At 47.7% G+C, this 12,514-nt stretch carries 10 protein-coding genes; 2 read left to right on the plus strand and 8 right to left on the minus strand.

What is annotated here, in order from left to right; genetic code table 11:
* Window positions 1–87: 87 nt before the first annotated feature.
* From NDI34_RS18290 to NDI34_RS18325, 8 genes are all read right to left on the minus strand, one after another.
* Window positions 88–2,718, minus strand: coding sequence for an S-layer family protein (locus NDI34_RS18290; RefSeq protein WP_348233402.1), 2,631 nt, complete (start codon window positions 2,716–2,718; stop codon window positions 88–90).
* Between the two features lie 161 nt (window positions 2,719–2,879).
* Window positions 2,880–3,407 carry a calcium-binding protein gene (locus NDI34_RS18295; RefSeq protein WP_348233403.1) on the minus strand — a complete coding sequence of 176 codons (528 nt, stop codon included), beginning with the start codon at window positions 3,405–3,407 and terminating at the stop codon, window positions 2,880–2,882.
* Window positions 3,408–3,853: 446 nt separating this feature from the next.
* Window positions 3,854–4,390: a hypothetical protein gene (locus tag NDI34_RS18300; RefSeq protein WP_348233404.1), complete on the minus strand. Its 537-nt coding sequence runs from the start codon at window positions 4,388–4,390 to the stop codon at window positions 3,854–3,856.
* Between the two features lie 374 nt (window positions 4,391–4,764).
* Window positions 4,765–5,823, minus strand: coding sequence for a DUF928 domain-containing protein (locus tag NDI34_RS18305; RefSeq protein WP_348233405.1), 1,059 nt, complete (start codon window positions 5,821–5,823; stop codon window positions 4,765–4,767).
* 32 nt (window positions 5,824–5,855) lie between these two features.
* Window positions 5,856–8,117, minus strand: a complete 2,262-nt coding sequence (locus NDI34_RS18310) for a CHASE2 domain-containing protein (protein ID WP_348233406.1) — start codon at window positions 8,115–8,117, stop codon at window positions 5,856–5,858.
* 221 nt (window positions 8,118–8,338) lie between these two features.
* The gene (locus NDI34_RS18315) at window positions 8,339–9,334 is read right to left on the minus strand and encodes a DUF1822 family protein (RefSeq protein ID WP_348233407.1); all 996 of its coding nucleotides are present in this window, start codon (window positions 9,332–9,334) and stop codon (window positions 8,339–8,341) included.
* A gap of 23 nt (window positions 9,335–9,357) precedes the next feature.
* On the minus strand, window positions 9,358–10,008 hold the full coding sequence (locus tag NDI34_RS18320) for a sigma-70 family RNA polymerase sigma factor (protein ID WP_190426806.1): 651 nt from the start codon (window positions 10,006–10,008) through the stop codon (window positions 9,358–9,360).
* Between the two features lie 523 nt (window positions 10,009–10,531).
* Window positions 10,532–10,681 (minus strand): hypothetical protein, encoded by a 150-nt coding sequence (locus NDI34_RS18325; RefSeq protein WP_190529744.1) that lies wholly within the window; start codon window positions 10,679–10,681, stop codon window positions 10,532–10,534.
* Window positions 10,682–10,724: 43 nt separating this feature from the next.
* On the opposite strand from NDI34_RS18325, the gene NDI34_RS18330 reads away from it, so the two are divergent.
* Together NDI34_RS18330 and NDI34_RS18335 are read left to right on the plus strand one after the other, a co-directional pair.
* Window positions 10,725–11,426, plus strand: a complete 702-nt coding sequence (locus tag NDI34_RS18330; RefSeq protein ID WP_190434981.1) for a calcium-binding protein — start codon at window positions 10,725–10,727, stop codon at window positions 11,424–11,426.
* A gap of 433 nt (window positions 11,427–11,859) precedes the next feature.
* Window positions 11,860–12,514 (plus strand): calcium-binding protein (locus tag NDI34_RS18335; RefSeq protein ID WP_348233408.1); only part of this gene is annotated, 655 nt, incomplete at its 3' end.

The raw sequence follows: 12,514 nt of genomic DNA on the forward strand, positions 1-12,514 counted from the left end.
CCTACCCATTTAGATGCTCACGTTTAACCTTTTTCCATAAAAGTTGAACTAACTTGCTGACACTGAGTCATCAAGACGCGATCGCAATTAGCGAGGACACTGGGACGCTAACGCTAAACTCTTAGGGGAAGAAGAAACAGCAGCCATCAGCACGACTTCACCTTGATGATTTCTCCCCCATCCAGTCGCTTCCACGAAAGGTATCGCCGGGGAATGAGTCTGAGATTCAGCAACCGCAGTTGAACGAGGGGAAGCTTTTGCAGCGTGCGAGATCCGATTTGGACGACTTGTTTGAGAAATGCGCCAATCTGTCCAAACGGCGCTGCTGCTTCGGGTTTCGCTGGGATTGTCCGGCAATCCACCACGCCCAGTCAAGATTAATTCACTTTGTGCAAGCCCCCCACCAGTCGGACAAGTTTGTGCCACCAATCCAGACGCATCAACCAACTCTGCGGGTAAAGTCGCTAACCCACGACTGGGATCGACATCCAAAGTATTGATATTGACTGCGCCATTTACACCGAATTCCGAACTCGCGGTGATGTCACTTTCTGGCGTGAGGCGGGGGCGAAACTGGGTGCCAAAGATGCCAGAGGTGGTGATATTGATATTCCCTCCCCGGCCCTCAAAGGCATTCGCAGTGATGTCGCTATTTTCTTCAGGGACGGCGACGATAAATTTGGCATTGATGTCCATATTGCCGCCGTTTCCACCTGTCTTATCGGTGCCTGCGGTGGTGGAAATGCTACTACCGTGGCGCAACTGCAATAACTCCTGCACCTGTAGGGTAATATTGCCGCCATTTCCCGATTTGGTTGTTGCAGTCAGGGCGGCTTGGTTGTCTAAAAGAATTGAACCTGCCTCGATTTCTAGATTGCCTGCATTCCCCGTCCCTTGACTGCTGACATTGACTTGAGCGCCATCTTGGACAATTAACTGCCCCGTGGTAATTTTTAAGTCTCCCGCAGTTCCAGCCCCTGATGTTTGAGTCAGCAAGCTGCTGGCTTGCCCCTGAGCCGATATTCCTACCAACTGCACAGACTTCTTAGCGGTGATGGTCAATTTTCCTCCCTGACCCTCCCCTAAAGTTCCCGCCGATACCAGCGCTCCATTCTGGACAGTCAACTGTCCCGTTTCAATCGTCAAGTCTCCCGCGGCGGCGCTACCTGTTGTCCCCACCAACAAGCCGCTTCTAGACAGACTATTCGCGGAGGTTCCAATGAGTTGTATCGAATCTGCGGTGACGCTCACCGTTCCGCCTTTACCTGTCGCGCCGCCAAAAGTGGAAGCGGAAACTTTTGCCCCATCCTGGACAATCAACTGTCCGGTTTTCACGGTCAAGTCTCCAGCAGCTCCGGAGCCGCCTTGAGTCACCGCAAACAAACTGCTAGGATTCCCTTTTGCGGAGGTGCCAATCAATTGTACGGACTCTTGTGCGGTGACACTCAATTTCCCGCCCTGACCTGCTGCATCAACCGTAGAAACTGAGACCTGTGCCCCATCTTTGAGAGTCAGCTGACCCGTTTTCAGCGTCAAGTTTCCGGCGGCTCCAGCACCTTCAGTTTGAGTAAACAAACCGCTAACATCTACCCCATCTGCTGAAGTACCAATCAATTCCACAAACTTTGCCGCAGATACGCTTAACGTTCCCCCCTGACCCGTGCTAAAAGTAACACTTCCTATCTGTGCCCCATCTTTGACAATCAACTGTCCCGTTTCAATTGTTACGTCTCCAGCCGCTCCATCTCCGATAGTCTGCGTTAACAAGCGGCTTCCTGCTAAGAGTTCGAGGGACTCCTGTGCAGTTACTGTAATCTTCCCTCCTGATTTTGACCCGATGGTGTTCGCCTCAATTTTTGAGCCATCGGTGAGCGTAATCCGCTTGCCTGAAAGCTGGATAGCACCGCTACCCTCACCACTGGTATCAATGACCGCTTTTTCTGTTAGGGAAATATCTGCTAGTTGCACCCCTGCCGGAAAATTCAAATGCAGATTGTTACCATCAACATTTAGCTCTACGGTTGCTGCTTGCGCCACTCCTCCCAACTCGACGCTACCGCCGGGAGCTTTTAATTGCCCTGCTTGCAACTCTATATCCCCACCCACTAACAACAAACTCCGACCATCAGGAACTTGTAAACCTATCTCAGATTGAATGACAATCGGCTGAGGGGCAATTTGATTAAATAAAAAAGCTGAAGGATTAACCGTCAGAATTGGGGTAACATTCGGCGCAGAAGCACTGAAAACACCCTGAGTGTCAAACGCAATTGCATTCGCTGTCGTTGCTACAAACGAACCACTGATATCCAGAGAAGCTTTTGATCCAAAGAGAATCCCATTGGGGTTCATTAAAAATAGATTGGCATCGCCAATTACTCCCAGCGTCCCCAGAATCTCGGAACGACTCCCTCCTGTCACCCGACTCAGTATGTTTTTAATCTCTGGAGGAGAGAGAAAATAGGCGGCTCGGATTTCTCCAATATCGAATTGTTTAAAACTGTGGAACAAATTGGAACCCCGCGTTGCTCCGCCAAAAATGAATTCAACTGGGAAGCCAGGAGCAAAAGGCACCACTACAGAACTTTCGGTTCCTAAAGTTTCATCGGGTACGATCTGGGCACCTACACGGCTAGCTTTGAAAAAAGCCCCTATTATAATCAACGAGCATACCAGCCCCAACTGCAAAGTCTGCTGGAGCCAGCGTTTAGGGTTCACGGGATTTGTCTCCATTCAGGTAAGTGAAAAACTGAGTTGGGTATTTCACTGCAACAAAGCTTGTAAGATGTCTAGAAAGTTTTCGCTCTTTCCTGACCCACCTTAAAAAGGGAAATTTAGCGTTTAAATACTCCTAGATTGACCCAAATTTTCAATAGCACCTATTCCGTGAAGCTCAAGTTCAAATTTGACTCGAATTGAGTTGCGAAAGTTACGCGATCGCTCACCAAACTACTAGAGTCAATCTTTAGCGTTTGGCTGACAAAACTGCTATTTGCCAGAGTTAGCCCGACCTGAGGCCGCACGTTAAGCATTGCCCCTAGAATATGTTTAAAGTGGGCAGGAACGTTAGGAGTAGCAGGCACATAACTTTTGATGCCATCCTGAGCTGGATTGAAGTCTTTAATGATGTCAAAACCATCAGCACTTTGGACATAATAGCCAACTCCCGGCTGTATGCCCCAGCTAATAACGTTGGTAAAGATAAAAATATCACTGCCAGCACCGCCCGTGAGAGTGTCAAAGCCAGCACCTCCAACTAAGGTATCATCGCCAGCGCCACCGATGAGATCGTCAATGCCCTTGTAACCATAAAGGTCATCCTTTCCTTCAAAACCAGTAATGGTGTCATTTTCTACACCCCCCTTTAAATTCGGGTCATTTCCAGAAGTGCCGTTGATAATTGCCATGTTAATTCCTCTTCATTAATATTTTTGTTGGTAGTTTAGTGTAAAAAAATACAATGATAAACGCCCGTTTTTGTACAAATTCACTCAGTTAAAAACTCTATCCTTGTGCGGCTAAATGCGAGATTAGTTGTATAGCAATTCAAGGGTTGGAGGCATTGAGTGACAATTTGCCATTGGAATTAGACTAAGGGCATAGAACTGATTGAAACTAATCTCTTGAGCGACAAGTTTTAAACTTTTATTTTATAAGTCTAACTGTTTTCAGGACTTGTTGCCAGTCGCTTGTTTTGGCAAAACATATTTGTGATAGCTCGTTTAAGTGTCACCCAATTAGGTGACACTTAACTGAGATAATTCAATCTTATCTGGCATATTTATCTGAGCGCTAGAACAGTGACAGCTAAGCGTTTTTACTAGGTCATGTCTAGCGCTCAAATTTCGGAAAATTAAAACAGCAACGATTGTGTGAAAATCGCGTTGAATCCCGACTCAAATTGATTTACATAACTTATGCGATCGATCAAAAAACTACTAACGTCAAGCGTTGGAAATGTGCTGACAAAGCCGCTATTTGTCAGCGCGCCAAGAACATCCCCTGGAGGTATGATGGGTGGGCCTGTAACGTGTTTAAAATGGGGAGGAATACCAGGCTCAGAAACAAATGCTTTGATAGCATCCTGATCTGGATTAAAGTCTGTAATGGTGTCAAAACCATCCGCACTCTGAACATGGACAACGCCGCCCGACGGTGGAGTGTGGTTAATATAGCCTTTAAATACAAAGATATCAGCGCCAGGACCGCCCGTGAGAGTGTCAAAGCCAGCACCTCCAACTAAGGTATCATTGCCTTCTCCACCGTTGAGGGTATCTATGCCATTGCCGCCATAGAGGTTATCGTTTCCGGCAAAACCATTGATGGTGTCATTTTCTGTGCCTCCCGTCAAATTAGGGTCGTTTCCCAAAGTGCCATTGATAAGTGCCATATTAATTAGTCCTTGAAAAAATTAGTGGTTTGGCTGTGATTTTAGTGTTGAAATATACAACACTGAAGTTTTCTACTTTTTTAGGAACACATTTATCTACAAACCGAATTTTTAGCTTCCGGATTCTTTAGTATTTTTTGAACAAAAGTGCAATTTAGTTATGTAAGCAGGGCGGAAGCTAACAGCATCGATTGATAGGAATCTTGTTTTAATGGTGAGCTAGCCCTTCAGATACCCGGCTTCTCTCTTGAAGTCGGGTATCTCGCCTTCACGAATCATTGAGGAGTGCGATCGCTTCGATGTCAAATCCGGTGAATTACCGCATAATCCGCGATCGCCTGCCAAAGCCTTGAGGCCAAATTAGACTTGTTTGTTTACTGTTGTTGAGCGGTGCAGCAATCAATTACAGGTTCTTGAGCGATCGCTTCCAAGCCACCAGAGTTTAATAAACTTACCCAATCATTCGTGAGGGCAGCATCGTTGGGATTCGCACTCCGGAGTTCAGCAAGAGCAGTGAGGGCATCATGCCAGATTCCTTGTTTGGCATAAAGAACCACACGTTCCCGTGGGGTTGCTTTCTGTAACTGACTCATCAAAGTGGCAGAAGGTGCAATCCGTTGAACCGATCCTTCAACCAAGGGTGGAGCATCCGGATCGCAATCAATCATGAAAAACCAACGGTACATCTTGCCCACTTTTAGGGGCGCTATTGTAGCCGGAAGACGCACTTTGACTACACCAGGCTGCTTTTGGGATGCGATGAACTTGGTTTGATAGACATTGTTACCTTGGTCATCCTGTAGGATGAATTCCACAGGCAGGTCGGGTGTGAGCGCATAAGGAATGTAATACCAAAAGGTAGGAGCCTCAGCAGCCGTTAATGCCCATACGGACTCAAAGGTTTTTAAGGGTAAGTTCCCAGATTGTCCTTCATTCAAACTTGTCTGAGTCGCAGGCACCAAGGCAGTCAGAGGCTCCTCGCCGATCGCGGCTGGACACGTACCACGGCTAGCCCCTCCTCGCTGTCGTCCAGCGGGGGCGCTGCGGTCTGCTGGTGGTGGGGGTGCCTTGAACAGAAGGGTGCCAGGGCTACGGCTAGCGCCTCCTTGCCGTCGTCCAGTGGGGGCGCTACGGTCTGCTGGTGGTGGTGGCGCGTTGGACTGTACGGTTAAGACTTCTGCGAAAGCAGGTTTTACGGGGATTTGCGTCAAACTGCCGATAAAAGCAACTAGGAAGAGGGTAGGCCATTTGGCACCGCTTGTATTAGGAGACCTCTGACCCAACCCCTCTCCTGCAAGGCGAGGGGAGTCCGACTCAGTCTTGCCTTGCAGGGAAGGCGAAGGGGGGCTTAGGTTTTTCAGGTGCAAGATATAAGGTTTGGCACGCTGCGCGATCGCTCTGGCAAGGATTATCTGTTTAAAAGGGAACTTCATATAGCTAGTCGAAGGAATTTTAAGGTGAGTGACTATCGTCTAGCTCGAAAGGTTGCATACACGGCTACGCTGGTGCTGCTCGCTACCAAGGCTAGCGCTGGTGGAACCAAAGGCACCCAACAACCGCTTTGTATTAACAGTGCCAAGCATAAACCATATAACAAGATTTGTGCGGCGGCGATCGCGATTCCCAAGTGTAGCGGAGACTTCAGATAGCAGACGAACAAGCCTCCCAGTAAAGACCAGCCCCAAATCCAAAAAACTTCGCCCCACTGAGGCCACACCCATAATAGCGATCGCCCATCTTTCACTGCACTAATCATTTGACTCACCATTTGCGCTTGCACAAATACTCCCGGCATTTGCTTTTCAGCCCACTGACCTTGACTGTAGGGTGTGAGCCAATAGTCATGAAAACTGTTAGCACTCGTGCCGATCAAAACAATCCGATCCTTGATGGAATTGGGATCGATCTGACCGTTGAGAACTTCTCTGAGGGTCACTCGATCCGCAATATTTTCCGGGGAGCGGTGGGAGCGATAATTCAGCAGCACTTGATGACCCCAGGCATCGGTTCCTTGGTAGCCACCTGTAAAACTCTCCAAAGGCTTAAAAACCACCTTACCCAGTTGCAAGAACCCCTCTGAATTAATTGTCGGTACAATGCCTTCTGCCGCTAAATAACGGAATGCTAATTGGGCGCTGAAGGCGTAGTAAGCCGTACAGGGAGAGGCGGGATCTGGTTTCAGCGATAACAGATGGCGACGAACCACTCCATCGGAATCGACCATGAAATCACTAAACCCTAAGCGTTCTGGCGGGATTTCTGGTGGTGGTGGAATCCCCGGTTCCTCCGCCTGCGGATCGCTGACTTTGCAAATACCAATTAAGCGATCGCTTTGGCGTAACCGATTGGCTAAATCTTTCTGACTGGGTAATGCTGGAAAATCTCGATAAATATCTAAGCCAATCGCTCGCGGTTTATACTGCTCTAGTTTCTGCAACAGTTGATTGAGTGCCGGATCTGACAACGACCCACGCCTCTGTTCTGGATTCTGAGCTTGAACATCTGCTTCAGTAATGGTAATCACCAAAAGGCGCGGATCTGGCTTTTCATCGGGTCGCCTGGTCAGTATTTGGTCAAAAGCTTTTAGTTCTATTGATTGCAGCATTCCCTGATGCCGCACCCCCGCAATCAATGATGCGATCGCTACGCTGGCAAGCAACGCTGCCCGCAGTCGTCCCCGCCAGGTTTGAGGTTGAGTCTGGGAGGTTCGGGAGGGGGATGGTAGTGGGGAATCGAGAATCGGGAATTCTTCTTTCCTTTTTCCAACAATTCCTTGCCAAGTCGGTGGCAACACAGCCGGATTTTGGCAAACGATTGGCAACCAAGTCGCGCAAGGAAATTTAGCTTCTAGTCCTTGCAATCTTTCCCGTGCTTCCCGTACTGCTAAATAAAACGACTCACCACGAGCAAAGGCTTCGAGAAAAGACTTCAAAAATTCTTGTGCAACCTTATCCGGTACGGGTTCCCGCATCACAATAATTTGCGGAATATGTAAAGAAGCCAAATCTTTTGCCAAACCTAACCCATCGCAAGAGTTAAAAATCGCGATTTTCAACCCGCGTTCAACCGCTTTTTTTAATCCATATTTAAGTTCTTCTATTGATAAACTTTCTGTTTGATTAATATAAATTTGTCCCGTCCCGCCATTCTTCTGGCTGGAACTATGACCCGCAAAAAATAAAATATCCCAGCCTTGTTTCCAAAGCTGTTCGGTTAATTCTTCCCGTTGTGGTTCTACCAGAAATCTGATTTCTGCGTTGGGTAATTGCTCTAATAAAATCCGATCGGCTTGGGTATTAATTCCCGTACTATTCCCCAAAATTGCTAAAATTCTCACCTTCTCGATAGGCGATGAGAGTTGTTCTACACGTTCGTAGACTGGAGCGCTTAAAGCAATTTCGGCTTTTGGGTAGCGATCGCATAATTCCCAAAGATGCCAAGGTAATTTCCGTAGCTGAACGTCCTCGGTTTGGATAATGAACCGAATTTCATCGGCAGGAACTAATTGTTCTAATAGTTTTTCTCGAATTGCCCGAAACGGTTCTGAATTCAGCCAAACATTTAAGCGATCGCGCAATACATTGGCTGCCAAACTACAGTCATCCATCTTGGCAACATTAGTCGGTTGACTAATTTTTGCTTCTAGTCTGTAGGGCACTCCCAAGCGACGATAAGCGGTTGTCCAGATGGTGTAGTGTTGGGGAATTTCTGGAGCGGGAGGTAACATTCCAACGCTTTCTATCGAAGGGCGTTCACCATCGTTCCCAATTTGTAATGAGACTGGGAAACCTTCTTCAAAAGAACCACTCCATAGTTTTATAACAACTAATTTAACCATTTTGACGGTAGGACGATTAGTTTTCAGCAATTAAATGTAAGGGTTGTTTCCAGATAACTGGAAAAATTGCTCTTGGATTACAAGAGGTGTCTCAAGTTTACAAATAATCGCTAAATAACAAAGTCTTCTTGAATGCTGGCATTCCCCAAAGCGACTCTAACGCTAAACTGTTCTCCAGAATTGCCACTAAACTCTAATTGAATGTAATCATCTGCATCTCTTGACTCAGCTTCTAGAAAATTAGAGCCAGATTCATCAAGGACAATCAATTGGAGAGAAGGGGGTAGATAAGCTTGATTACCCCTAGGATGCACCTGAAGAAGAATATTCATTTTCTCCTCAGATTCTGGATTGATTTCAACAACTAAAGCAACAGAAAGGTCGGCAATCTCTACCCCTAAGTCTATCAATTTTGCTTTGCGAACGGCAGCTTCTGGCTGTTCCAAACTGGGAGCAAGTACATCGCCTCTAAAACTAAAGGCTAGATTTGATTCAGGTGGAGTTAGCAAGGTTTCAACGGTTTGCCAACCGGCTTCAAAAACATTGTTGAACCACTGGCTCAAGTTGGCTTGGGTTCTGCGGAAGGCAGGGGTGAGGGACGATGCAGCCGCTGTAATCGGATGCATTAATTCCTGCAAGCGATCGAGTAAATCTTCAGGCGATCGCAATTGACCGATCGACAACTCTGAGGTAGTGACGCTGGGGGTAAATCCCAACACACTTGCCTCTCGCATCGATTCATCGATTTGAACCATCACATAGCCAATTCGATCTGACCAAACTTCGGGGGGAATGTGGCAGATTTGTTCGGTGCTTCTCAACGGACGACATTCTAAGCGACCAATTCCCCGCACTTCCAGGTCAGCTACATCAGAACATAAGCGCACGATGGGATTCCAGCTATCACTGGCTGCAAGATTGGTGGGAATCCCCATCATCTGCAAGTAATCATTGACCACACAGACAGATAGGGTATTCAACAGAACTTGCTCTGCTTTGTGCGGCGTCGGCTGCTGAGTGGCAAACTGCTGTGCTATTGTGCGTGCGGCTTGGGTAATCGGTAACGGTAGGGCAAAATCTTCTAGTTCGTGGGGGTTAAAAGTCATTGTTGGGAGGCTCCGTTCTTTATTTATAGATATCCCTCCGATTCACCAAATTTACGCAAGCGAGGGATACATTGGCGCTGATAAAAACTGCTCAATGTGGAAATGGGGAGGTTAAATTCCGCTGAAAGCTCTTTCCAACCAGCTTCTGGGGGTAAGCGCCGCAAAATTAACGCTTGAGCATTCACTTCGGGACGACCGGCAATGTGCGTGCGGCGCAACTCACCTTGAGAATCGGCTTCCACCCACTTTATGATGTCGTCCAACAAGGGGGGAACATCCGGAGTGGCTTCCAGACTATCCACCGGGTCAGTCGTTTCACCGATATCGCCCGACTTTGACCTTTTGGCTTGACCCGTAACGGTTCTCGATTCTTGTTTTTTACCGTCAATATAGAAATCTTGAAGCCGCCGTTTCAGGTAGGTATTCAGCCAGGTGATGACACTGCTGCGATTCGGGTCATAAGCTTCGCCGGTATTCCCTTCACAGATGTTTTGACAGAAATACACCCAGGTCTGTTGCAGTGCATCTTCATAGTAAGGCGTATATTCTTTCCAAAGCTTGTGTGCGATTAAGCGGATCACCCTAGTTAAGTTTTTCTGGCGCTGGGCACTTCCATGCGGGTGCATACAGGCTTCTTTCACCAGATAGCGAAGCTTTGACTCTAGTCCATCCATAATTTGCGATCGCCCCTTCGGTTGATACAGCGCCAATTTTGTCTGGAAGCCTATCTATTTAAGATAACTTTCCTCTTGATGTCTACTCCATACAGTTAGAGATTACGGATTCTCGATGGCTGATGAGTGAGGATTCCGGCAGGTGGCAAGGAAGAACTAGGCGCGTAATTATGCGTTCTTCAAGGATAGCGATCGCTCTGGTTGAAAGTAAATAGCCCAACTGTCGCACGATTCAGTGACACTCATTTGAGCGATCCAAGATATGTTTCAACGTCAAAAGCAATTGTTAACGCCGCTTTGAACAACATTTATCTACAGTGCCAAAGCTGAAAAGCCTATGTAGGAAGGGTTTTCATTTCCTATCTCCCCACTGATCTGAGGCACAACCACCCATATTTGCCAATTTTATGTAAACGTTTGTAACGACCTGCATAATTGGCTCTACTCAGGCTGACAAGTGCATAGAGGTCAACGAAATGCAACGGGGAGATTAACAACCCAACTTCTGGTTTCCCACGCATCATCACCAGCCTCCAGTCAACAGAGCAACGAGCGATGTCCGAAAGCTCTCTAGAAGTGCAACGGCGAACAATAACACTTCTTGAACATACAAACCTTTCGGACATCCGCCACCACCAATCAACCGATTCAAGCGATTGATTGATTCCAACACACCAAACAACACCAATTCTCATCCTTACTAAAGAGCAAAGATTATGGCGATTATCAACGGCACCATTTACAACGACACACTCAACGGCACCGCTTACAATGATTCCATTTACGCCAAAGACGGGAACGATACAGTTTATGGCGGAAGTGGCAATGACTACATTGATGGCTGGTATGGCAACGACAACCTCTATGGTCAAGATGGCAATGACACCATCCTCGGCTACTACGGCGATGACTACATCAATGGCGGCTACGGCAACGACAGTCTCTATGGCGAAGTAGGCAACGACCACATGGATGGCTGGTATGGGGATGACTACCTATCCGGTGGTGCAGGCAACGACACGATGCTGGGCTACTATGGCAACGACAGCCTGTATGGTGGCACTGGCAGTGACAAACTCTATGGCGAAGCCGGTAAGGACTACCTGAATGGTTATGGCGGCACGGTTGGTGAATACGATACCTTGAGTGGTGGCAGCGAAGGTGACACCTTCGTTCTGGGTACCGCTAGTAGTGTCTCCTACCTAGGTACTGGCTACGCAACCATCACTGACTTCAAGTGGAATGAGGGCGACAAGATTCAGGTCAAGGGCAGCTACACTGACTACACCCTGAGTAAGAGCTATGACTTCGGAGGCACCACGGCGCTGGATACAGCAATCTATAAGGGCAATGACTTGATTGCGGTGGTTCAGGATACGACCAATGTTTACGCTTCTGCTGACTTTGTCAGCGTCTAGGTTGACACATCGGGATAACTTGACTCGATAACTTCACCTCCCCTCAGAGACATGAATCTCTGGGGGGCTTTTTTCTTTTCTGTTTACGCGATCGCTACCCTTACTTAAACTGTATGGTTGCACAATTTCATGTAAACGTTTGTAACAACTTGCATAACTAGCGCTACTCAGGCTGACAAGTGCATAGAGGTCAACAAAATGCACCAGGGAAAAAACAAAGTAAATTCTGGTTTTCCCAGCAGCATCAACCGCCTCCAGTCGATAGAGCAACCAGCAAGATCCAAAAGCTCTCTAGAAGTGCAACGGCGAACAATAACATTTCCTGAGAATACAAACCTTTTGGACATCACTGACCACCAATCAACCGATTCAAGCGATTGATTCCAACACCCCGACCAACACCAATCCTAAGCAATCCTAAAGAGCAAAGATTATGGCGATTATTAACGGCACCGCTTACAACGACAACAACACCTACAACGGCCCCGGCTATCCTTTCAACTATCACGGTCAGATCATCGGCACTGCCTACGACGATTCTATCTATGCTGGAGCCGGTGACGATATTGTGAAAGCTGGCGCAGGCAATGACTACGTAGATGGTTGGACTGGCAACGACAGCCTCTATGGTGAAGATGGTAATGACACTATCCTCGGCTATGACGGCGATGACTACATCAATGGCGGCTACGGCAACGACAGCCTCTATGGTGAAGCAGGCAACGACCACATGGATGGCTGGTATGGGGATGACTACCTATCCGGTGGTGCAGGCAACGACACGATGCTGGGCTACTATGGCAACGACAGCCTGTATGGCGGCACTGGCAGTGACAAACTCTATGGCGAAGCCGGTAAGGACTACCTGAATGGTTATGGCGGCACGGTTGGTGAGTACGACACCCTCAGTGGTGGCAGCGAAGGTGACACCTTCGTACTAGGTACCGCTTACGGTGGCGTCTCTTACCTGGGTGGTGGCTACGCAACCATCACTGACTTCAAGTGGAATGAGGGCGACAAGATTCAGGTCAAGGGCAGCTACACTGACTACACCCTGAGTAAGAGCTATGACTTCGGAGGCACCACGG

The sequence above is a fragment of the Trichocoleus sp. DQ-U1 genome, assembly GCF_039961925.1.
Taxonomy (GTDB): domain Bacteria; phylum Cyanobacteriota; class Cyanobacteriia; order Cyanobacteriales; family FACHB-T130; genus FACHB-T130.

Excerpts from the sequence above, each read along its gene's own strand:
- NDI34_RS18295 (WP_348233403.1), bottom strand. The coding sequence starts at position 3,407 with ATGGCAATTATCAACGGCACTTCTGGAAATGACCCGAATTTAAAGGGG.
- NDI34_RS18300 (WP_348233404.1), bottom strand. The coding sequence starts at position 4,390 with ATGGCACTTATCAATGGCACTTTGGGAAACGACCCTAATTTGACGGGA.
- NDI34_RS18305 (WP_348233405.1), bottom strand. The coding sequence starts at position 5,823 with ATGAAGTTCCCTTTTAAACAGATAATCCTTGCCAGAGCGATCGCGCAG.
- NDI34_RS18310 (WP_348233406.1), bottom strand. The coding sequence starts at position 8,117 with ATGTTACCTCCCGCTCCAGAAATTCCCCAACACTACACCATCTGGACA.
- NDI34_RS18315 (WP_348233407.1), bottom strand. The coding sequence starts at position 9,334 with ATGACTTTTAACCCCCACGAACTAGAAGATTTTGCCCTACCGTTACCG.
- NDI34_RS18320 (WP_190426806.1), bottom strand. The coding sequence starts at position 10,008 with ATGGATGGACTAGAGTCAAAGCTTCGCTATCTGGTGAAAGAAGCCTGT.
- NDI34_RS18330 (WP_190434981.1), top strand. The coding sequence starts at position 10,725 with ATGGCGATTATCAACGGCACCATTTACAACGACACACTCAACGGCACC.